At 65.7% G+C, this 22,786-nt stretch carries 17 protein-coding genes and 2 tRNA genes; 18 read left to right on the forward strand and 1 reads right to left on the reverse strand.

The genetic code is table 11. The features are described from left to right. Nucleotides 1–148 precede the first annotated feature (148 nt). The 16 genes from htpG (at nt 149) to MARPU_RS03380 (ending at nt 18,141) form a co-directional block, all read left to right on the forward strand. The gene (gene htpG, locus MARPU_RS03305) at nt 149–2,065 is read left to right on the forward strand and encodes a molecular chaperone HtpG (protein WP_005224710.1); all 1,917 of its coding nucleotides are present in this window, start codon (nt 149–151) and stop codon (nt 2,063–2,065) included. 205 nt (nt 2,066–2,270) lie between these two features. After that, nucleotides 2,271–2,930: an adenylate kinase gene (adk, locus tag MARPU_RS03310; protein ID WP_005224709.1), complete on the forward strand. Its 660-nt coding sequence runs from the start codon at nt 2,271–2,273 to the stop codon at nt 2,928–2,930. Between the two features lie 126 nt (nt 2,931–3,056). Further along, on the forward strand, nt 3,057–3,431 hold the full coding sequence (gene trxA, locus MARPU_RS03315) for a thioredoxin (protein ID WP_005224708.1): 375 nt from the start codon (nt 3,057–3,059) through the stop codon (nt 3,429–3,431). 76 nt (nt 3,432–3,507) lie between these two features. Beyond that, nucleotides 3,508–4,014: a DUF1249 domain-containing protein gene (locus MARPU_RS03320; RefSeq protein ID WP_005224707.1), complete on the forward strand. Its 507-nt coding sequence runs from the start codon at nt 3,508–3,510 to the stop codon at nt 4,012–4,014. 157 nt (nt 4,015–4,171) lie between these two features. Further along, nucleotides 4,172–4,615, forward strand: a complete 444-nt coding sequence (locus MARPU_RS03325; RefSeq protein WP_025275086.1) for an Rrf2 family transcriptional regulator — start codon at nt 4,172–4,174, stop codon at nt 4,613–4,615. A gap of 171 nt (nt 4,616–4,786) precedes the next feature. Beyond that, complete coding sequence (gene prmB, locus MARPU_RS03330) at nt 4,787–5,710, forward strand: 50S ribosomal protein L3 N(5)-glutamine methyltransferase (protein WP_005224705.1); 924 nt, start codon at nt 4,787–4,789, stop codon at nt 5,708–5,710. Nucleotides 5,711–5,938: 228 nt separating this feature from the next. After that, on the forward strand, nt 5,939–7,324 hold the full coding sequence (gene hemN / locus MARPU_RS03335; protein ID WP_005224704.1) for an oxygen-independent coproporphyrinogen III oxidase: 1,386 nt from the start codon (nt 5,939–5,941) through the stop codon (nt 7,322–7,324). A gap of 10 nt (nt 7,325–7,334) precedes the next feature. Beyond that, nucleotides 7,335–8,867 carry a long-chain-fatty-acid--CoA ligase gene (locus MARPU_RS03340; protein ID WP_005224703.1) on the forward strand — a complete coding sequence of 511 codons (1,533 nt, stop codon included), beginning with the start codon at nt 7,335–7,337 and terminating at the stop codon, nt 8,865–8,867. Nucleotides 8,868–9,010: 143 nt separating this feature from the next. Continuing rightward, complete coding sequence (gene tig / locus MARPU_RS03345) at nt 9,011–10,312, forward strand: trigger factor (protein ID WP_005224702.1); 1,302 nt, start codon at nt 9,011–9,013, stop codon at nt 10,310–10,312. Nucleotides 10,313–10,392: 80 nt separating this feature from the next. Beyond that, a complete protein-coding gene (gene clpP, locus MARPU_RS03350) occupies nt 10,393–11,037 on the forward strand; it encodes an ATP-dependent Clp endopeptidase proteolytic subunit ClpP (RefSeq protein ID WP_005224701.1) in 645 nt (214 codons plus the stop codon). A 191-nt stretch (nt 11,038–11,228) separates the two neighbouring features. Next, nucleotides 11,229–12,494 carry an ATP-dependent Clp protease ATP-binding subunit ClpX gene (gene clpX, locus MARPU_RS03355; protein WP_005224700.1) on the forward strand — a complete coding sequence of 422 codons (1,266 nt, stop codon included), beginning with the start codon at nt 11,229–11,231 and terminating at the stop codon, nt 12,492–12,494. 230 nt (nt 12,495–12,724) lie between these two features. Then, nucleotides 12,725–15,166, forward strand: coding sequence for an endopeptidase La (lon, locus tag MARPU_RS03360; protein WP_025275087.1), 2,442 nt, complete (start codon nt 12,725–12,727; stop codon nt 15,164–15,166). 298 nt (nt 15,167–15,464) lie between these two features. Beyond that, nucleotides 15,465–15,878, forward strand: coding sequence for an HU family DNA-binding protein (locus tag MARPU_RS03365; RefSeq protein ID WP_198015490.1), 414 nt, complete (start codon nt 15,465–15,467; stop codon nt 15,876–15,878). Between the two features lie 51 nt (nt 15,879–15,929). Next, nucleotides 15,930–16,005 (forward strand) — tRNA-Val (locus MARPU_RS03370). A 57-nt stretch (nt 16,006–16,062) separates the two neighbouring features. Then, nucleotides 16,063–16,139 (forward strand) — tRNA-Asp (locus tag MARPU_RS03375). Between the two features lie 76 nt (nt 16,140–16,215). Then, a complete protein-coding gene (locus MARPU_RS03380) occupies nt 16,216–18,141 on the forward strand; it encodes a SurA N-terminal domain-containing protein (RefSeq protein WP_005224697.1) in 1,926 nt (641 codons plus the stop codon). Between the two features lie 305 nt (nt 18,142–18,446). Here the strand turns inward: MARPU_RS03380 and MARPU_RS03385 are convergent, their stop codons facing one another. After that, nucleotides 18,447–19,223: an enoyl-ACP reductase FabI gene (locus MARPU_RS03385; RefSeq protein WP_005224696.1), complete on the reverse strand. Its 777-nt coding sequence runs from the start codon at nt 19,221–19,223 to the stop codon at nt 18,447–18,449. A 451-nt stretch (nt 19,224–19,674) separates the two neighbouring features. Here MARPU_RS03385 and MARPU_RS03390 point away from each other — a divergent pair, with 451 nt between their 5' ends. Continuing rightward, nucleotides 19,675–21,807 carry an ABC transporter substrate-binding protein gene (locus tag MARPU_RS03390; RefSeq protein WP_043762978.1) on the forward strand — a complete coding sequence of 711 codons (2,133 nt, stop codon included), beginning with the start codon at nt 19,675–19,677 and terminating at the stop codon, nt 21,805–21,807. Continuing rightward, entirely contained in the window at nt 21,804–22,781 is a 978-nt protein-coding gene (locus MARPU_RS03395; RefSeq protein WP_005224694.1) for an ABC transporter permease, read from the forward strand. Before MARPU_RS03390 ends, MARPU_RS03395 begins: the two co-directional genes overlap by 4 nt. The last annotated feature ends 5 nt before the right edge of the window (nt 22,782–22,786 follow it).

Here is a 22,786-nt window from a genome sequence, read left to right on the forward strand (position 1 = left end):
GGGCGGCCATCGCCGGGGCTCCGCCGTCGAGGCATTGTATCCCCCTGTCGCCGTGCGACAATACCGGCATGGTTCGGTCCGAACCCTGTCGGGTGACTCGAACCCTTGGTTCGCAAACGATCTTCATTCCTCAAGGTACACGACAAGCATGACAGTAGAAGCGCACAAGGAAACCCTGGAGTTCAAGGCAGAGGTCAGCCAAGTGCTCGACCTGGTGATCCGCTCACTCTACTCGAACAAGGAGATCTTCCTGCGCGAGTTGGTCTCCAACGCCTCCGACGCCGCCGAGAAGCTGCGTTTCGAGGCGTTGAGCGATGACGGTCTGTACGAGGGCGACCCGCAGCTGCGTATCCGCGTCGAGGTCGACCGCGAGGCCGGTACCCTGACCGTCTCCGACAACGGCATCGGCCTGAGCCGTCAGGAGGTCACCGAGACCATCGGCAGTATCGCCAGCTCGGGCACCCGCCGCTTCCTCGAGAACCTCTCCGGTGACCAGACCAGGGACAGCAACCTGATCGGTCAATTCGGCGTCGGGTTCTATTCGGCCTATATCGTCGCCGACCGCGTCACCCTGATCTCGCGCCGCGCCGGGCTTGGCCCCGAGCACGGGGTGTGCTGGGCGTCCGACGGGCGTGGCAGCTATACCCTGGAGACGGTGGAGAAGGCCAGCCGCGGTACCGACGTCATCCTCCATCTCAAGGAGGACGAGAAGGAGTTCCTCGACAGCTGGCGGCTGCGCGCGATCATCGCCAAGTTCTCCGATCACGTCGCGCTGCCGGTGGAGATGCGCAAGGAGCACTACGGTGAGGAGGGCGAGGAGCAGCCCGAGACCCCCGAGTACGAGCAGGTCAACCGCGGCACCGCGCTGTGGATGCGCAACAAGTCGGAGATCTCCGAGGAGGAGTATCACGACTTCTACAAGCACGTCGCCCACGACTTCGAGGCGCCGCTGGCCTATTCGCACAACCGCGTCGAGGGGACCAACGAGTACACCGCGCTGCTGTTCGTGCCCAAGCGCGCGCCCTTCGACATGTGGGACCGCGAGCAGAAGCACGGCGTCAAGCTTTATGTGCGCCGCGTCTTCATCATGGACGAGGTCGACCAGCTCACTCCGCACTATCTGCGCTTCGTCAAGGGCGTGGTCGACGCCGATGACCTGCCGCTGAACGTCTCGCGCGAGATCCTCCAGCACAATCGCAAGATCGACACCATCCGTCAGGCCAACACCAAGCGCGTGCTCGGTGTGCTCGAGGCGATGGCGCGCGACGAGCCGGAGAACTATGGCGCCTTCTGGGACGAGTTCGGCCGGGTGCTCAAGGAGGGGCCGGCGGAGGACTTCGCCAACAAAGAGCGCATCGCCGGGCTGCTGCGTTTCGCTACCACCGCGAGCGAGGGCGATGCCCAGCGCGAGTCGCTCGATGGCTATATCGAGCGGATGCAGGAGGGGCAGGAGAAGATCTACTTCATCACCGCCGACAGCCCCGCCGCGGCCCGTCACAGCCCGCACCTGGAGGTCTTCCGCAAGAAGGGCGTGGAGGTGCTGCTGCTCTCCGACCGGGTCGACGAGTGGCTGGTGAGCCATCTCACCGAGTACAAGGACAAGACCCTGCAGTCGGTGACCAAGGGTGACCTCGATCTCGGTGAGCTTGCCGATGCCGAGGACCAGGCCGCCAAGGAGAAGGCCGAGGAGGAGCACGGCTCGCTGCTCGAGCAGATGAAGCAGACGCTCGGCGAACAGGTCGAGACGGTGCGCGCGAGCACCCGGCTGGTCGACTCTCCGGCCTGTCTGGTGGTCGGCGAGCACGACATGAGCGCCAACCTCGCGCGGGTGCTGAAATCGGTCGGCCAAGACGCCCCCGAGACCAAGCCGACGCTCGAGGTCAACCTCGAGCACCCGCTGCTCAAGCGTCTCGAGGCCGAAACCGATGACGAGCGCTTCGCCGAGTTGGCGATGGTGCTGTTCGATCAGGCCCAGCTCGCCGAGGGCGGTCAGCTCGAGGATCCGGCCGCCTTCGTCGGCCGGCTCAACAAGCTGATGCTCAACATGATGGTCAGCGGCGGCTGATCCCCCACGCGATCACCGCGCCGCCGGCGCGGTGATCGTCCCACCCAGTTTGTCGCGCGTGCACCGCGCGCATTCCCCGATCGACCTGTGCCGTGCCGCGCGCGGATTCGCGATGGTGGCGCCGAGCCGGCTGTGGTCCTGCCCGATCCGGCTGTGGCACACTCAAGGTCAATGTTTTTCAATCGCAACCATAACGAGGAGCGTCATGCGCATCATCCTGCTCGGCGGCCCGGGCGCCGGAAAAGGCACCCAGGCCGGCTTCATCAAGGAACACTTCAAGATCCCTCAGATCTCCACCGGTGACATGCTCCGGGCCCACGTCAAGCAGGGTACCGAACTCGGCAAGGCGGCGAAGAAGATCATGGACGAGGGCGGGCTGGTGTCCGATGACATCATCATCGGCATGGTCAAGGCGCGCATCGACGCCGAGGACTGTCGGGGCGGATTCCTCTTCGACGGTTTCCCGCGCACCATCGCCCAGGCCGACGCGCTCAAGGAGAGTGGCGTCTTCGTCGACGCGGTGGTCGAGATCGACGTCCCCGACGCCGAGATCGTCAAGCGGATGTCCGGGCGGCGGGTGCATCCGGCCTCGGGGCGCAGTTATCACGTGGTGTTCAATCCGCCGCGCGAAGAGGGCAAGGACGACGTCACCGGCGAGGCGCTGATTCAGCGCGACGACGATCGCGAGGAGACGGTCAAGGCCCGCCTGGCGGTCTATCATGAGCAGACCGAGCCGCTGATCGGCTACTACTCCACCTGGGCCGAGGCCGGTGGCGAGGGCGCGCCCAAGTACCTCAAGGTGCACGGCATCGGGTCGGTCGAGGAGATCCGCGACCGTATTCTCGAGGGCCTCGGGGCGCTCTGAGGTCGTCGCCGGTCGTCTGTCCCCGGTGGCAGTGACCGGCGCTCCGGGTGGGTTGCGGAATCTGCGAGTGGATGGCGATTCTGTTAATATGCCCGACAATCTTTAGCTATCTCGTAGGATATTCGCATGGCCGTCTTGGAACTCGACACCAACAACTTCGAACAGACCATCAAGGACAACGATTTCGTCGTGGTCGATTTCTGGGCGCCCTGGTGCGGTCCCTGCCGCTCCTTCGCCCCGACCTTCGAGAAGGTCTCGGAGGATCACGACGACATCGTCTTCGCCAAGATCAATACCGAGGCGCAGCAGGAGCTGGCGGCACACTTCCAGATCCGCTCGATCCCGACGCTGATGATCTTCCGCGAGCAGGTCATCATCTTCTCCCAGCCCGGCGCGCTGCCCGAGCGCTCCTTCCGCGAGCTGCTCACCAAGGCCGCCGCGCTCGACATGGAAGAGGTCAAGCGCCAGGTCGCCGAGCAGCAGACCGCGCAGAACGGCTGAACGCCCGCGGCCTAACCAGTCGACGTCTCGGCGCCGGGCCTCGTGCCCGGCGTCGGCGTTTTTACCGGATGCGATGATGCAAGTCTCCAGCTATCCCTGGGCCGACGCCTTGCCACTGGTCGCGCGCCCGAGCGTGGGCGCGCTGCTGGCGCTGTGCGAGGAGAACTTCGCCCGGTTGGCGCGGCTGGCACCGGACCTGAGCCAGCTCGAGGGCCGGCGGCTGTCGCCTCATGCCTCCGGGGTCGACTTGGTACTCGAGGTCGAGTCGCAGACCCGTTACATGACCCTGCTGCGCCTGACCTATCTGTTCCCGACGGGAGAGGGCGGGGTGCGCAGCGATCCGGACGCGCGTCTGCGCGCCTATCACGACGCCCGTCAACTCGAGGTGCTCGAACTCGAGCAGTCGCTGTGGTCGATGCGCAACGGTTATGCGCCGCCGACGCTCGCGCACAAGTGGCGTGCCAACCTCTTCCTCGCCAAGTGGCTGAACTACTGTCTGGGCCAGGGACACTGCTTCCTCGCCGCCCGGCCGGCCGTCTCCGGGGCGACATCCCCTGGGCGTCGGCTGCCGATCTGCCCCTGAGCGCACCCGCGCATCCCTCCGCTCTCCCCGTCCGTCGTCATCGACCGCAATGCACGTATTGAAATAGGCCTTTGCTTGACTAATTTAGTAGGAGGGTCGGGTGATCGGGTCCTACTCGGTCTCCTTGTCAATCAATACCTTATACGGGCATTCGACGATGAGACTCTCTACCAAGGGCAGATATGCGGTGACCGCCATGCTCGATCTGGCGCTCCACGCGGGCAAGGGGCCGGTCACCCTGGCCGATATCTCGGCAAACCAAGGCATTTCGTTGTCCTATCTCGAGCAGCTGTTCGCGGCGTTGCGCGCCAAGCAGCTGGTGCGTGGCGTGCGCGGGCCGGGTGGTGGCTACTACCTCGGCAAGTCGGCCGAGGAGATCTCGATCGCCAACATCATCTGTGCCGTCGACGAGTGGGTCGAGTTCACCCGTTGCGGTGGGCGTGAGAACTGTCGCGACGGTCAGCGCTGTCTCACCCATCACCTCTGGGATCAGCTCAGCGACCAGATCTTCCAGTTCCTCAGCGACATCTCGCTACAGGATCTGGTCGAACGTGGTCAGGACGAGGTGCTGGCCGCCGAGGGCAAGCGCCGGGCGGCCTGATGCCCTCGGCCGTTCGGGCGCCCGTCCCCGGTCGGGCGCGGCGACGCCCCGGCATCGGTGGACGACCGACTGAACAGCGGGAGCCAAGGATGGTATCCTTCGCGGCTTGTTTCCTGGCGTGGCGGACGAGTCCGGGCGCCAGTCCATGTACCGGACCATGCTTGAGCCGCGATGTCAGCACAACCCGACGGATTGATCACCATCCAGGACTTCGTGCGCTGGGGCGCGAGTCGTTTCAAGGCCGCTGGCCTGTTCTTCGGTCACGGCACCGATAACGCCCTCGACGAGGCCGCCGAACTGGTGCTCGGCGCGCTCGACCTGGATCACTCCCTGCCCGCCGCCTTCCATTCCTGCCACCTCACCCTTGCCGAGCGCGAGCGCGTTGCCGCACTGATCGAGCGCCGCGTCCGCGAGCGGGTGCCGGTGGCCTATCTCACCGGTCGCGCCTGGTTCTCCGGGTTCGAGTTCACCGTCGACAGCAAGGTGCTGGTGCCGCGCTCGCCGATCGCCGAGCTGCTCGAGGTCGGCTTCGACCCCTGGGTCGACCCGGCGCGGGTCGAGCGGGTGCTCGATCTCTGCACCGGCAGTGGCTGTATCGGCATCGCCGCCGCGCTGCACCTGCCCGATGCCGAGGTCGATCTGGTCGACCTCTCGCCGGCGGCACTGGCCGTTGCGCGCACGAACATCGAGCGCTACGGACTCGATGAGCGAGTGCGGGCGATCGAGTCCGATCTCTTCGCCGCGCTCGGCACTACCCGCTACGACGTCATCGTCTCCAACCCCCCCTATGTGCCGCGTGCCGAGTACGACACCCTACCCGAGGAGTTCCTGCGTGAACCCGAACTCGGGCTGGTCGCCGCCGATGAGGGGCTAGCGCTGGCGCTGCGCATCCTCGAGCGCGCCCCGCACCACCTCGAGCCCGAGGGCGTGCTGGTCCTCGAGGTCGGCAACTCGGCTTTCGCGCTCGAGCAGCGCCTGCCCGGGGTGCCCTTCACCTGGCTGGAGTTCGAGCGTGGTGGAGAGGGCGTGCTAGTGTTGACGCGCGAGCAACTGGTGGCGCATCGCGCCGAGATCGCAGCGGCGGTCGAGGCATGAGACCGACGTCGCTCGTGCGATCCCGGCGCCGGCGCGAGGCCGGGCGCTCGCGGTCGCGCAGTGAGGCGTCGGGCCGATTCCTGGAAGAGATTCCATTCCATACCCTGCTCGTGCAGATCGACGCGCCCCAGTGGGCCTCGGTGGGCGGGGATGATGCCTGAACGGGCGTTACGAAGAATGCCGTACCGGGCCGGATGCATGGCGCCGTGCGGCTGGAGGGTTGATTAGGTGGAACAAGGCGTTTCCTTCGATATTGAGCTGATCCGTCGCTACGACCAGAGCGGTCCGCGCTACACCTCGTATCCGACCGCGGTCGAGTTCGATGCGTCCTTCGATGAGGCGGCCTACCGCGCTACTTGCGCGCGCAGCAACGAGAGTGGCCGCCCGCTGTCGATCTATTTCCACATCCCGTTCTGCGACACGGTCTGCTTCTACTGCGCCTGCAACAAGGTCGTGACCAAGGACCGCTCGCGGGTCGCGCCCTATCTCGACCGTGTCTATCGCGAACTGGAGATGCAGGGGGCGCTGTTCGACGACTCCCGCGTGGTCGAGCAGCTGCACTGGGGCGGTGGTACTCCGACCTTCCTCAACGACCAGCAGATGGTCGAGCTGATGGAGACCACGCGTCGTCACTTCAAGCTCGCCGACGACGATGTCGGTGAGTACTCGATCGAGATCGACCCGCGCGAGGCCGATGCCAACACCATCGCGCTGCTGCGTCGCATCGGCTTCAACCGCATGAGTCTCGGCGTGCAGGACTTCGACGAGCGGGTGCAGAAGGCGGTCAACCGCGTGCAGAGCGAGGCCGAGACCATGGCGGTGCTCGAGGCGGCGCGCGCCGAGGGCTTCCGCTCGATCAGCCTGGACCTGATCTACGGCCTGCCGTTCCAGTCGGTCGAGACCTTCATGAACACCCTCGAGCGGGTGATCGCGGTCAATCCGCAGCGTCTGTCGATCTTCAACTACGCGCACCTGCCCACCCGCTTCAAGCCGCAGCGGCGCATCCGCGACGAGGATCTGCCGACCGCGGAGGTCAAGCTCGACATCCTCCAGGCAACCATCCAGCGCCTCACCGACGCCGGTTACGTCTATATCGGCATGGACCACTTCGCCCGTCCCGACGACGAGCTGGCCATCGCCCAGCAGGCCGGCACCCTGTACCGCAACTTCCAGGGCTACTCGACCCACGCCGACTGCGACCTGATCGGCATCGGTGTGACCTCGATCGGCAAGGTCGACAACACCTACGGCCAGAATCAGCGCGAACTCGACGAGTACTATGCCGCCATCGACGCCGGCCAGCTGCCGGTGTTCCGCGGTATCGAGCTGACCCGTGACGACATCATCCGTCGCGACGTCATCACCCGGCTGATCTGCAACTTCGTGCTCGACATCCCCGCCGTCGAGGCCGCCTGGGGGATCGACTTCAAGACCTACTTCGCCGATGCGCTCGACAAGCTGCAGGTGATGGTTGACGACGGTCTGGTCGAACTTGACGCCGAGCGGATCCGCATCCTGCCGCGCGGTCGCCTGCTGGTGCGCAACATCTGCATGACCTTCGACGCCTATCTCGCGGCCAAGAGCGGCCCGGTCGGCTTCTCCAAGGTCATCTGAACCGCTGGACATGGAGGAGACGATCGAGCTTGCCGACATCCCTGCCCGGTTCCGGGGGTGTGTGGCCAGTCACGGTGGAGCGCCGGCCCTGTTCGACGAGGTCGGTGTGCTCGATTACGCCACACTCGATCGCGCCTCCGACGCTATGGCCGGGGCGCTGGCCGTCGCCGGGCTGCAGCCCGGCGGTCGCGCCGCGCTGCTCTGCGCCAACGGGCGTGAGTTCGTCATTGCCTATCTCGCGATCCTCAAGGCTGGTGCCACCGTGGTGCCGATCAACCTGTTGCAGAGCGACCGCGAGATCGCTTACATCCTCGATGACGCCAGGCCGACACTGCTGCTCCATCAGCCGGCCTTTGCCGCGCTCGTCGAGGCGGCCGGCGCGCGCAGCGCGGCGACGCCGAGACGGATCGAGCTGGATGCCGCTCGCCCCGACTTCGCCGCGCTGATCGCGCATCCGCCGCTGTCGCCGCAGCCGGGCACCGAGGTTGCCGCAGTGCTCTATACCTCTGGGACCACGGGGCGGCCCAAGGGGGCGATGCTCAGTCATGCCAACTTGATCGCCAACGCCGAGGGGTCCTGGCAGGGCTTCGAGCTGGTGTCCGGCGACCGCGTGCTGGCGGTGCTGCCGCTGTTCCACGCCTTCGCCGCCACCACCGCGATGCTCACGCCCTTGCTCCACGGCGTGGCGATGATCCCGGTGTCGCGCTTCGAGCCGCGCCTGGTCACCCAGGCGATCGCCCGGCATGGCGCCACCGTGTTCCTCGGAGTGCCGAGCATGTACGGCGTGCTGCTGCGTCATGCCGAGGCCCTGGTCGAGCAGTGGCACGGGGTGCGGCTGTGCATCAGTGGTGGCGCGGCGCTGCCGGCGGCGCTGATGCGCGCGTTCGAGACACGCTTCGCCACCCGTTTGGTGGAGGGCGCGGGTGCGACCGAATGCAGCCCGGTGTTCACCGTCAACCGGCCGAGCGGGCCGCGCAAGCCGGGTTCGATCGGTCCGGCGCTGCCGGGGGTGGAGTTGACGGTGCGCGATCGCGCCGGACAGGTGCTGCCCAGCGGTGAGATCGGCGAGCTGTGCGTGCGTGGTCCCAATGTGATGCTGGGGTATCTGGGGTTGCCAGAGGCGACCGGCGAGAGTTTTCACGGCGACTGGTTTCGCACCGGCGATCTGGCGCGGATCGATGATGACGGTTTCGTCTATCTGGTCGATCGCATCAAGGATCTGGTGATCACCAATGGCATGAACGTCTATCCGCGGGTGGTCGAAGAGGCGCTCTACGCCCATCCTGCGGTTGCCGAAGCGGCTGTAGTCGGCGATCCCGACCCCAAGCATGGCGAGGTCGTGGTGGCACATGTGGCGCTCGCCGATGGCTCCGAGGTCACGTCGGGCGAGCTGCGAGCCTGGTGTCGCGAGCGGCTCGGCACCCACGAAGTGCCGCGACGACTGGTGCTGCACGAGGCGTTGCCGAAGAACGCCGCGGGCAAGATCCTCAAGCGCGCGCTGCGGCGTGGCGCCGCTGCCCCGGAGGCGGTGACGGACGGCTGATCGCGTTCGCGATGACGCTTGGTGGGGCGAAAAACCACGCGTTATACTAAGCAACTTTTGATCGTGCGGGCGTTCTGCCCGCACTCGTTTTTTCAGCAAGGTGCGGACCCGGTCAGATTCCGGCGCCGACAGGAGATGAAGCAATGCAAGTTTCGGTGGAATCGGGCGAGGGTCTCGAGCGACGTCTGAAGGTCGAACTGCCCTCCGAGCAGGTCAGCAGTGCGGTCGATCAGCGTCTGCAGCAGCTCGCGCGCAGCGCCAAGCTGCCCGGTTTTCGCCCCGGCAAGGTGCCGATGAAGCTGGTGCGCAAGCGCTATGGTGCTCAGGTCCTCGAGGAGGTGTTCGGCGAGCAGGTGCAGTCGAGCTTCTACGAGGCGATCACCCAGGAGTCGCTGCGCCCGGCCGGTCAGCCGCAGGTCGAGCCCGAGATCGACGTCGAGGCCGGTCGTTTCGCCTATGTCGCCACCTTCGAGGTGATGCCCGAGGTTGAGCTGGCCACGCTCGAGGGGCGCGCGCTCAAGCGTCCGGTCTGCGAGCTCGCCGAGAGTGATCTCGATGCGCTGATCGAGCGTCTGCGCGACCAGCACAAGACCTGGACCCCGGTCGAGCGCGCCGCCGCTCAGGGCGATCAGCTCACCATCTCCTTCGCCGGCACCATGGACGGCGAGGCCTTCGAGGGTGGCTCGGCCGCCGACGTCGAACTCGAACTCGGCTCCGGGCGGATGATCCCCGGCTTCGAGGACGGCCTGATCGGCGCCACCGCCGGCGAGACCCGGACCCTCGAGGTGACCTTCCCCGAGGAGTATCAGGTCGAGGCGCTGGCCGGCAAGCCGGCGAGCTTCGAGGTGACCGTCAGCCAGGTCGCCGAGCCGACCCTGCCCAAGGTCGACGGCGAGTTCGTCAAGCGCTTCGGCATCGAGGACGGCGACGTCGAGCGCTTCAAGAACGACGTGCGCGAGAACATGGCGCGCGAGTTGAAACAGCGTCTCGAGGCCCGCACCAAGGAAGCAGTGATGGACCTGCTGATGGAGGTCAACCCGGTCGAGGTGCCGCAGGCACTGGTGCGCGACGAGATCGGCTCGATGCAGGAGGAGATGCGTCGTTCGGTAGGCGCGCAGGGTGATGGCGTACAGCTGCCCGACGCCCTGTTCGAGGAGCCGGCGCGCCGCCGTGTCGCCCTCGGTCTGATCATCGGTGAGCTGGTCAAGCAGCAGGAACTCAAGGCCGATCAGGATCGGGTGCAGGCGATGCTCGACGAGATGGCCGCCACCTACGAGAACCCGCAGGCGGTGATCGACTACTACAAGGCCGAGCGTGGCCGCATGGCCGCACTCGAGGCCGCGGTGCTCGAGTCCCAGGTGGTCGATCTGGTGCTCGATCAGGCGACGGTCGAGGACGAGCAGACCAGCTTCGAGGCGCTGACCAACCCGGGCGCCGCAGGCTGAGCCACAGCCAACGCGAGGCGTCCGCCGATGGCGGCGGACGCCTTCCTGAGTCAATCCGCAGAGAGTTGAAGGCGTATCCCATGAGCAACATCGAGAGCCGCACCGACTGGAGGCCCGAGGCACTGGGGCTGGTGCCGATGGTCATCGAGCAGACCGCCCGCGGCGAGCGCTCGTTCGACATCTATTCGCGCCTGCTGAAGGAGCGCGTGATCTTCCTGGTCGGCCCGGTCGAGGACCACATGGCCAATCTGGTGGTCGCGCAGCTGTTGTTCCTGGAGTCGGAGAACCCGGACAAGGACATCCATCTCTATATCAACTCGCCCGGTGGCGCGGTCACCGCGGGCCTGGCCATCTACGACACCATGCGCTTCATCCGCCCCGACGTCAGCACCATGTGCATCGGTCAGGCGGCGAGCATGGGCGCGCTGCTGCTCGCCGGCGGTGCCGCGGGCAAGCGCTACTGCCTGCCGCATTCGCGGATGATGATCCATCAGCCGCTCGGCGGTTTCCAGGGCCAGGCCACGGACATCGACATCCACGCCCGCGAGATCCTCTACATCCGCGAACGTCTCAATCAGATCCTCGCCGAGCACACCGGTCAGTCGATCGAGAAGATCGCCGAGGACACCGAGCGCGACCGCTTCATGGGTGGCGAAGAGGCCCAGGCCTACGGGCTGATCGATCGCGTCATCAGCGAGCGAGGTGTCGCCTCCGGCAAGGAGTGAGTGGCGCGACGCGCGACGTCGCAAGCGGTCGGAGTCAGGAGGCTTGTCGGGCGTCGCCGGAGTGTGACGACCGCCAAGCCTTCGTCTCTTCACTCTCTTGCCATATAAGCGCAAACCGTTATGATTGAATTCGCCTCGATGGGGATTGTCCGGTCCCCATCCCCAACCGACCCCCCGGAGAGCTATTCCCGATGAGTGGAAACAAGAGCGACGAAGGCAAGCTGCTCTACTGTTCGTTCTGTGGCAAGAGTCAGCATGAAGTCCGCAAGCTCATCGCAGGGCCGTCCGTGTTCATCTGCGACGAGTGCGTCGAGCTGTGTAACGACATCATCCGCGAGGAGATGCAAGAGGGCGTCGGCGAGGCCGCCAGCAGTCTTCCCAAGCCGCGTGAGATCAAGGCGCGTCTCGATGAGTTCGTCGTCGGCCAGGAGTTCGCCAAGAAGGTGCTCTCGGTCGCCGTCTACAACCATTACAAGCGTCTCGAGGTCGCCGAGGCCAAGGAAGACATCGAGATCGCCAAGAGCAACATCCTGCTGATCGGTCCCACCGGTTCCGGCAAGACGCTGCTCGCCGAGACCCTGGCGCGACTGCTCAACGTCCCCTTCACCATCGCCGATGCCACCACCCTCACCGAGGCGGGCTATGTCGGCGAGGACGTCGAGAACATCATCCAGAAGCTGCTGCAGAAGTGCGATTACGACGTCGACAAGGCGCAGAACGGCATCGTCTACATCGACGAGATCGACAAGATCTCGCGCAAGTCTGACAACCCCTCGATCACCCGTGACGTCTCCGGCGAGGGTGTGCAGCAGGCGCTGCTCAAGCTCATCGAAGGGACCGTCGCCTCGGTGCCGCCGCAGGGCGGGCGCAAGCATCCGCAGCAGGAATTCCTCCAGGTCGACACCTCCAACATCCTGTTCATTGTCGGTGGTGCCTTCGCCGGACTCGACAAGATCATCCAGAATCGCTCGCGCAAGACCGGCATCGGCTTCTCCGCCGAGGTCCACAGCAAGGACGACGGGCGGATGATCGGTGAGCTGCTCAGCGGCGTCGAGCCCGAGGACCTGATCCGCTACGGCCTGATCCCCGAGTTCGTCGGCCGACTGCCGGTGATGGCGACCCTCGAGGAACTCGACGAGGCGGCGTTGATGCGTATCCTCACCGAGCCCAAGCACTCGCTGGTGCGTCAGTATTCGCGCCTGTTCGAGATGGAGGACGTCGAGATCGAGCTGCGCGAGGACGCGCTGCGCGCGATCGCCACCAAGGCGATGGAGCGCAAGACCGGGGCCCGCGGCCTGCGGACGATCATGGAGCAGGTGCTGCTCGACACCATGTACGAGCTGCCCTCCATGGAGCATGTCAGCAAGGTCGTCATCGACGCCTCGGTGATCGCCGGTGAGAACAAGCCGTTCCTGATCTACGACGGGATGGAGAAGCAGGCGGCATCGGGAGACTGATCGATCGCGCTGTCCCACCCCCAGAAGGCGGACGGACACCCGCCGCTGGACTGTCCGCCCGCCCCCCAATCCAGGCGCGCCGGCGCGTTGAACTGCGCGCTGGCCGCCCCGATCCTTTCCCCATCATCCAATCGTACCGACGTCGGCGTCCGTGGAACGGTCCCTGGGCTCGGCCCGATCGTACCGACCACGGCCCCGCGGGCCGTCGCTTTCAATGAGAACGGGTTTCCATGGCGCAACACGATTCCAACCTGACATCCTCGACTCCGCAGGAGCTGCCAGTGCTGCCGCTGCGCGACGTCGTCGTCTATCCGCACATGGTGATTCCATTGTTCGTCGGGCGCGACAAGTCGATTCGCGCGCTCGATACCGCCATGGCGAGCGACAAGCAGATCCTGCTGATCGCACAGAAAAGTGCCGAGGTCGACGATCCCGAGGTCAAGGACCTGCACGAGATCGGCACCCTGGCCAATATCCTGCAACTGCTCAAGTTGCCCGACGGTACCGTCAAGGTCTTGGTCGAAGGCAATCAGCGTGCCCGCATCGAGCGTTTCCTCACCACCGATGACACCTTCTCCGCAGTCATCGAGCCGCTCGAGGAGACGCTCGAGACCGACGAGCGCGAGCAGGAGGTGCTGATGCGCTCGGCCGTCGGGCTGTTCGACCAGTACGTCAAGCTCAACAAGAAGGTGCCGCCCGAGGTGCTGACCTCGCTCTCGAGCATCGACGAGGCCGGTCGTCTGGCCGACACCATGGCCGCACACATGTCGCTGAAGCTCGACGAGAAGCAGCGCGTGCTGGAGATGACCGATGTGCAGCTGCGTATCGAACATCTGATGGGGCTGATGGAGTCGGAGAACGACATCCTGCAGATGGAAAAGCGCATTCGCGGGCGCGTCAAGCGCCAGATGGAGAAGAATCAGCGCGAGTACTATCTCAACGAGCAGATGAAGGCGATCCAGAAAGAGCTCGGCGAGCTCGAGGATGCCCCCAACGAGATCGAGGATCTGGCCAATCGCATCGAAGAGGCAAAGATGCCTCGCGAGGCGCACAACAAGGCGCAGTCCGAACTCAACAAGCTCAAGCTGATGTCGCCGATGTCGGCCGAGGCGACAGTGGTGCGCAACTATATCGAGACCTTGGTGCAGGTGCCGTGGAAGAAGCGTTCGCGCATCCGCAACGACATCAAGGTCGCCGAGGCGGTGCTCGACAAGGACCACTACGGGCTCGAGCGGGTCAAGGAGCGCATCCTCGAGTACCTCGCCGTGCAGCAGCGGGTGCGCAAGCTCAAGGGCCCGATCCTGTGCCTGGTCGGTCCGCCCGGTGTCGGCAAGACCTCGCTCGGTCAGTCGATCGCGCGTGCCACCAACCGCAAGTTCGTGCGCATGTCGCTCGGTGGGGTGCGCGACGAGGCCGAGATCCGTGGTCACCGCCGTACCTACATCGGTGCGCTACCGGGCAAGATCATCCAGAACCTCTCCAAAGCCGGTTCGCGCAACGCGCTCTTCCTGCTCGACGAGATCGACAAGATGGCGATGGATTTCCGTGGCGACCCGGCCTCGGCGCTGCTCGAGGTCCTCGACCCGGAGCAGAATCACGCCTTTGCCGATCACTACCTGGAAGTCGACTTCGACCTCTCCGAGGTGATGTTCGTGGGGACCGCCAATACCCTCAACATCCCTCCGGCGCTGCTCGACCGTATGGAGGTGATCCGGCTCTCGGGCTACACCGAGGACGAGAAGGTCGCCATCGCCGAGCGCTACCTGATCCCCAAGCAGACCAAAAACAACGGACTCAAGCCCGGTGAGCTGGTGATCCGCGAGGCTGCACTGCGCGACATCATTCGTCACTACACCCGCGAGGCCGGGGTGCGCAACCTCGAGCGCGAGATCTCCAAGGTCTGTCGCAAGGTGGTCAAGGAAGTGCTGCTGAAGAAGCGCGACAGCGCCACCACGGTGACCGCCAAGTCGCTGGAGAAATATCTCGGGGTACAGCGCTATCGTTATGGCCGTGCCGAGGAGCGCGATCAGGTCGGTCAGGTCACCGGCCTGGCCTGGACCGAGGTCGGTGGCGAGTTGCTGCAGATCGAGTCGGCGCTGATGCCGGGCAAGGGGAAGCTCAGCTATACCGGTCAGCTCGGCGACGTGATGCAGGAGTCGATCCAGGCGGCGATGACCGTGGTGCGTTCGCGTGCCGAGGGGCTCGGCGTGCCGACCGACTTCCACAGCACCTTCGATGTGCATATCCACGTCCCCGAGGGTGCGACCCCCAAGGATGGTCCGAGCGCGGGCGTGGCCATGTGCACTGCGCTGGTCTCGGCGCTGACCAAGATCCCGGTGTGCTCGACGGTGGCGATGACCGGCGAGATCACCCTGCGCGGTGAGGTGCTGCCGATCGGCGGACTCAAGGAGAAGCTGCTCGCCGCGCATCGTGGTGGGATCGAGAAGGTGATCATCCCGCTGGAGAACGAGCGCGACCTGGTCGAGATCCCCAAGAACATCAAGCAGCACCTGGAGATCCATCCGGTGCGCTGGATCGACGAGGTGCTCGATATCGCTCTGGTCGAACCGCCACGCCCTGCCGGTGAGTCGGCCGAGGCCAAGGAGGCCGAGGAGGAGTCGGCCGACTCGGCCGAGGGTGCGCGAGATCAGGGTGCGCCGCTGCATCACTGATGTGATGGGCATGTCGCCGTCGGGTCGGTACCCGTATCCGGGGTGCCGGTCGATATCACGATGGATGTTCCCGTTCCGGCCCATCGTCCGGCCCCTCTGGGGGGGGGCGGGCGGTGTGTCGGCGGCAATCATTTGCTCTGTTGTATCGACGGAGTCCGATTCGATTGTTAAGGTCATGAGCGGCGCTGACACGGTGATTGTGTCTGCTCACGATGGCTAATCTGCCATGTCAAGTGCCGCGGCTCTGCTTAACGGCGGGTTTTTGTGACCAACAGGCAGAAAAGCCGGTTGCCCTCGCATGGACTCCGATTTAGCATGCGTCAATCTTGAAGAAGGCTTGCGCACAGGGGCTTCCGGTCCCGCATTCGATGTGTGGCACCCGCCTCATCGTCGTCGCGCAGTCAGTGTGTACCAAACGAGACAGGTAACAGGGGGATCAATGAACAAATCCGACCTCATCGAAGCCATGGCGGATGCCGCGGATATCTCCAAGGCTGCGGCTGCCCGTGCCCTCGATGCCTTCACCGACTCGGTCGCCGTGACCCTCAAGGACGGCGGTACCGTGTCGCTGATCGGCTTCGGCACCTTCAGCGTCAAGGAGCGTGCCGCCCGCACCGGTCGCAACCCGCAGACCGGCGCGACCATCGAGATCAAGGCATCGAAGACGCCTGCATTCAAGGCTGGTAAAGCGCTCAAGGATGCCGTACAATAGCGCTTCGCCTTCGGGGGGAAGGGTAAATGCTTCCTCCCAAGCCGAAGGGTGGGGTGCTTAGCTCAGCTGGGAGAGCATCGCCCTTACAAGGCGAGGGTCACAGGTTCGATCCCTGTAGCACCCACCAACACCGAAAAAAAGGTGTTGCAAAGAAAAAAGATTGCAGTATAATGGTAATTCTTCTGGAGCGGTAGTTCAGTTGGTTAGAATACCGGCCTGTCACGCCGGGGGTCGCGGGTTCGAGTCCCGTCCGCTCCGCCAAATTCGATAAAAACGGGGCATCCGCAAGGGTGCCCCGTTTTTTTTTGGCCCACACCTTCAGTTTGGATCGACCGCCATGCTTCAATCCATCAGGGATCGTGCCCAGGGCTGGATCGCCTGGGTCATCGTCATCTTGATCAGCATTCCGTTCGCGCTCTGGGGCATCCAGTCCTATCTCGGCATCAATGGCGAGACGGTGACGGCCACCGTCAATGGTGTCGAACTCACCGAGCGCGATCTCGATCGTCGGGTCCAGCAGACTCGCATGGAGCTGCGCGAGCGTCTCGGCGCCGCCTATGACCCTGCCGCTTTCGACAGCGTAGAGCTGCGCCGCATGGTGCGCGAGGAGATGATCCGCGAGGTGCTGCTGATCGATGTCTCGCAGCGTCTGGGGCTGCGCGTCTCGGATCAGGAACTCAAGCTGCGCATCCTCTCCGAACCGGCCTTCCAGCGTGATGGTCGCTTCGACAACGAGGCCTTCCAGCGTCTGCTGCAACTGCAGGGGATGAGTGAGCAGCAGTTCGTCGAGCAGCTGCGCCGGCAGCTGACCGGCACCCAGCTGATCCGTGCGGTGGTGGCCAGCGAGTTCCCGACCCGTCTCGAACTCGATCAGTTCCAGCGTCTCTCCGCCCAGCAGCGCGGCATCGACTATGCGCGCTTCGTCGCCGCCGATTATCTGAGCGACGAGCCGATCGCCGACGAGATGATCGAGACCTACTACCAAGAACACGCCGAGCGTTTCCGCAGCCCCGAGCAGGTCAAGCTCGATTACGTGGTCCTCGATGTCGCCGACTTGGCCAAGGGCATCGAGATCGACGAGGCGGCGCTGCGCGAGGCCTATGCCGCCGAGCAGGGGCGGTTCGTCATGCCCGAGCAGCGACAGGTCCGTCATTTGCTGATCGCGCTGCCGCAACAGGCCGATGACGAACAGGTCGCCGCGGCCGAGCGCGAGATCACGGCGCTGCGCGCGCGCATCCTCGAGGGCGAGTCCTTTGCCGATCTCGCCGCCGAGCACTCGGACGATCCGGGCAGCGCCGCCGAGGGTGGCGAACTCGGCCTGATCGAGCCGGGGATGATGGATCCGGTGTTCGACGAGGCGGTCTTCTCGCTGTCCGAGGCAGGGCTGAGCGAGCCGGTTCGGACCCGTTTCGGCTATCACTTGATCGAGGTCGAAGCAGTCCGCCCCGGCGAGACCCAGCCGTTCGAGGCGGTCCGTGGCCAGCTGCACGAAGAGCAGGCGCGCGCCCAGGCCGAATCGCTCTATTACGATCTCGGCGAGCGCCTCGCAACCCTCTCCTACGAGCGTCCGGACAGTCTCGAGCCGGTAGTCGAGGAGCTTGGTCTGGAGCTGCGTCAGAGCGATTGGATCGGGCGCGAGGGTGGCGAGGGACTGCTCGCCGAACCCGGTGTGCTGTCGGCGGCCTTCAGCGACGAGGTGCTGGTCGAGGGCAACAACAGCGAGCTGATCGAGCCCGATCACGAGCGGCTCAGCGCCGTGGTGGTGCGGGTGCGCGATCATCGCGAGTCGGCGCAGCGCCCGCTCGAGACGGTGCGCGAGGAGATCGTCGTTGCGCTACGTGAGCAGCGCGCGCAGCAGGCCGCGATGGCCGCAGCGGAGGCGGCGCTCGCCCAGGTGCGCGATGGCGAGGCCGAGTGGTCCGAGGCGATGGCCGCGGCGGTGATCGAATCGGTCGGGCTGGTCGGGCGCGGCGCGGTGTTGCCCGAAGCGGTGCTCGATCTCGCCTTCAAGCTGCCGGCGCCGCAATCCGGCGAGTCCGAGCTGGAGGCGGTGGTGCTTGCCGACGGCGATGCCGTGGTGGTGCGGCTGACCCAGGTCGAGGATGGCGAGGTGACGGCCGATGGTGACGGCGCGACCATCCCGGAGGCTGGACTGCTCGCCGAACTCGCCGGGCGTGATCTCTATGATGCGGTGCTCGCCGACATCGAGCGTCGCGCTGAGATCACCCGCGAGCCCCTGAGCGTGGACGACGACCTGCTCTGATCCCGCGACATCGCTCGGGAGTCGGCCGCGCGGCCGACGCCCCGAGCGATGTCCATGCATCGTCGCGGCGTCACCGACGGACACAGGATAGAACTGCCAGGTGGAGGCGTCATGACGCCGGCGCCGAGGCGGTTTTTTTGTGCGCGGCCTCGCTGATGCGCTCGCCGCCTGCCTGCTGTCCAGGGTTGTGTCCCAGGGGCCGAAGGGTGTGTCGGGCGGGGCAGGGGGAGCGTGGGGAGGGTGAGGCGTCGAGTGACACCCCGGAACGCCGCCACGACCAGATGGGCGTGGCGGCGTGAGCAGACTCAGCCGAGTCCGAGGATGTGGTAGCCGGTGTCGACGTAGAGGACGTCGCCGGTGATGCCGCTGGCCAGGTCCGAGCAGAGGAAGGCGGCGGCGTTGCCGACCTCCTCGATGGTGACGTTGCGGCGCATCGGGGTGCGCTCCTCGACCTGCTTGAGCATGTCGCGGAAGTCGGAGATGCCGGCGGCGGCGAGGGTGCGGATCGGGCCGGCCGAGACGGCGTTGACGCGGGTGCCGCGCGGGCCGAGCGAGGCGGCCAGATAGCGTACGTTGGCCTCCAGGCTGGCCTTGGCCACGCCCATCACGTTGTAGTTGGGAACCGCGCGCACCGCACCCAGATAGCTCATGGTGAGCAGCGCGCCGTTACGCCCCTCCATCATCGTCCGCCCGCCCTTGGCCAGGGCGGCGAAGCTGTAGGCGCTGATCTCGTGGGCGGTGTTGAAGCCCTCGCGGGTGACCGCATCGACATACTCACCCTCGAGCTGCTCGCGCGGGGCGAAGGCGATCGAATGGACGATGCCATCGAGCCCGTCCCACTGCTCGCCGAGCGCGGCGAACAGTGCGTCGATGTCTTCGTCGCGGCTGACGTCGAGTGGCAGTACCAGGTCCGAGCCGCACTTGGCGGCCATGTCGGTGACGCGCGACTTGAGCTTGTCGTTCTGGTAGGTAAAGGCCAGCTCGGCGCCCTGGCGGTGCATCGCCTCGGCACAGCCCCAGGCGATCGAGCGGTTGCTCGCCACGCCGGTGATCAGAATCTTTTTGCCTTCAAGGAATCCCATGTTCGGTAGTCTCTCGCGTTCGCTGGCCGGGCGCGGGTGCGCCGGCGACCGTTCGGGTCGGGATCTGCTGATGGTCCGTGTTCACCCTTGGACATTTCAGTCAGATCATTCGATGATTGGGGATCGTTGCTCGGGGCTCTGGCGTGGACACCCGCTCCTGTCGGACCCGGGGCCGGGACGCTGGCGCCGGATCGGGCGCGGCGAGCCTCGCGGTCTCACGGGCCGCAACCGATACCCCGTGGTTCGGGGACCGATAACAGTACCGAAACTCGTATTGAGGTGGAAGGGTGTACGCGAGGGAGAGGTCGATGGCCAAGGGTTCCGATGACGCGTGCGACCGGGGACCGAGGACGGTCGTCGTGGCGCGAAGCGGGTGAGGACGATGATGCCGATGGTGGACAAGGCGGCGAGATGGCGTGTGCTGTGGCGAGGCCTCCGGGCGGTGTCGGTGATGTCGCTGTTGGTTGCGGGGCTGGTCGGCTGCGACGATCGCCCCTGGAACGATCCTTATCCGCGTGACACGGCCACCACCAACACCCTCTACAGCTCCTTCGGCGAGCGACCCAAGCATCTCGATCCGGCACGCTCCTACACCGTCAATGAAAACACCTTCATCGCCCAGGTCTACGAGCCACCGCTGCAGTATCATTTTCTCGATCGGCCCTACCGACTGATCCCGCTCGCCCTCGCCGAGCTGCCGCAGGTGCGCTTCTACGATGCCGCCGGCGAGCCGCTGCCCGGTGACGCGCCGGTCGCGGCGATCGCCCGCAGCGAGTACGAGCTGCGCGTTCGCCCCGGCACCCGCTACCAGCCGCACCCGGCTCTTGCCCGCGACACCGAGGGCGCGCCGCGCTATCTCGATCTCGAGCCCGGCGCGCTCGCCGGGATCGACACCCTCGGCGACTTCGCCGAGCACGGCACCCGCGAGCTGGTCGCCGCCGACTTCGCCTATCAGATCAAGCGTCTGGCCGCGCCCTGGCTGCACTCGCCGATCAACGGGGTGATGCGCGAGCACATCCTCGGCTTCGCCGCGCTCGGCGAGCGGCTCGAGGCCGAGGACCCGGAGCAGGCGCGCGCCCGGGTGGCGCTGCTGCGCGACACCGAGTTCGAGGGCGTCGAGGTGCTCGATCGCTATCGGTTGCGCATCACCCTCGAGGGCAAGTACCCGCAGTTCTCCTACTGGTTGGCGATGCCCTTCTTCGCACCCATGCCCTGGGAGGCCGAGGCCTTCTACGCCCAGCCGGGGATGCGCGAGCGCAACCTGGTGCTCGACTGGTACCCGGTCGGCACCGGTCCCTACATGCTCACCGAGAACGACCCCAACCTGCGCATGGTGCTCGAGCGCAACCCCAACTTCCACGGCGAGCGCTATCCCGACAGCGGCATGCCGGGCGATCGCGCCACCGGTATCCTCGATGATGCCGGGGCGCCGCTGCCGTTCATCGATCGCGTCGTCTACAGCCTGGAGAAGGAGAGCATCCCGCGCTGGAACAAGTTCCTCCAGGGCTATTACGACTTCTCCGGGATCTCCTCGGACGCCTTCGATCAGGCGGTGCGGGTCGATGCCAGCGGCCGCCCCATGCTCACCGAGACGCTGGAGGCGCGCGGGGTCGAGCTGATGACCGCGGTCGAGCCGACGATCTTCTTCATGGGCTTCAACATGCTCGATCCGGTGATCGGAGGCGACGGCCAGCGCGCGCGCCTGCTGCGTCGGGCGATCTCGATCGCGGTCGACATGGAGGAGTTCATCTCGATCTTTCTCAATGGTCGTGGCGTCGTCGCCCAGAGTCCGCTGCCGCCGGGCATCTTCGGTCATCGCGCGGGCGAGGCCGGGATCAATCCCTTCGTCTACCGTTGGGAGGCGGGGCGGGCGGTGCGCCGCTCGCTCGACGAGGCGCGCACGCTGATGGTCCAGGCCGGCTATCCCGGCGGGCGCGATCGCGACACCGGTCGGGCGCTGACGCTCAACTACGAGGCGGTGGCCACCGGCCCCGACGATCGCGCCCGACTCAACTGGCTGCGCAAGCAGTTCGCCAAGCTCGGCATTGAGCTGGTGATCCGCTCCACCGACTACAACCGCTTCCAGGACAAGATCCGCAACGGCACCGGTCAGATCTTCTTCTGGGGCTGGAACGCCGACTATCCCGACCCCGAGAACTTCCTCTTCCTGCTCTACGGCCCCAACGGTCGGGTCGAGCACCAGGGCGAGAACTCGGTCAACTACACCAACCCCGAGTTCGACCGGCTGTTCGAGCGCATGCGCAACCTCGAGGACGGTCCCGAGCGCCAGGCGCTGATCGATCGCATGGTCGAGATCGCGCGTACCGACGCGCCCTGGATCTGGGGCTTCCACCCGCGCGCCTTCAGTCTCTATCACCGCTGGTACCACAACGCCTACCCCAACCAGATGGCCAACAACACCCTCAAGTACCGTCGTATCGACCCGGCGCTGCGCGCCGAGCTGCGCCGTGCCTGGAACCAGCCGGTGCTGTGGCCGCTGGGGGCGGCCGCCGCTGTGCTGCTGGCGCTGCTGCTGCCGGCCTGGTGGCTGGTGCGCCGGCGCGAGCGGAGTCGCGCGCTATGAGTGCCTATATCCTGCGTCGGCTGCTCTATGCCATCCCCATCCTGATCGGGGTCAACCTGCTGACCTTCGTGCTCTTCTTCGTGGTCAATTCGCCCGACGACATGGCGCGCATGCATCTCGGCGAGAAGCGGGTGACCGCCGAGGCGGTCGCGGCCTGGAAGGCCGATCACGGCTACGACAGGCCGATGCTCTACAACGCCGAGGCCGAGGGGCTGGGGCGGTTGACCGAGACCATCTTCTTCGACAAATCGGTGCGGCTGTTCGTGTTCGATTTCGGCAGCTCCGACGATGGGCGCGACATCGGTCGCGACATCGCCCAGCGGATGTGGCCGAGCCTGGCGATCGCGCTGCCGGTGCTGCTGGTGGGGCTGGCCTTCAACATCAGCTATGCGCTGTTCATCGTCTTCTTCCGCGCCACCTATGTCGATCTGGCCAGCGTGGTGCTGCTGGTGACGATGATGTCGATCTCGGGGCTGTTCTACATCATCGGCGGCCAGTTCCTGCTCGGTAAGCTGTTCCAGCTGGTGCCGATCTCGGGCTACGACAGCGGGCTGGCCGGGTTGAAGTTCCTGGTGCTGCCGGTGATCGTCGGGGTGATCGGCGGTATCGGCGCGGGGACACGCTGGTATCGCACCCTGTTTCTCGAGGAGATCGGTCGCGATTATGTCCGCACCGCGCGCGCCAAGGGGCTGGGTGAGCGTCTGGTGCTGTTCCGTCACGTGTTGCGCAACGCCCTGATCCCGATCCTCACCGGGGTGGTGGTGGTGCTGCCGCTGTTGTTCATGGGTAGCCTGATCACCGAGTCCTTCTTCGCCATCCCGGGGCTGGGCAGCTACACCATCGATGCGATCAGCAACCAGGACTTCGCCATCGTCCGCTCGATGGTGTTCCTCGGCGCCGTGCTCTATATCCTCGGGCTGATCCTCACCGACATCTCCTACACCCTCGCCGACCCACGGGTGCGGTTGCAATGAGTGGA

The sequence above is a fragment of the Marichromatium purpuratum 984 genome, from assembly GCF_000224005.2.
Classification (GTDB): domain Bacteria; phylum Pseudomonadota; class Gammaproteobacteria; order Chromatiales; family Chromatiaceae; genus Marichromatium; species Marichromatium purpuratum.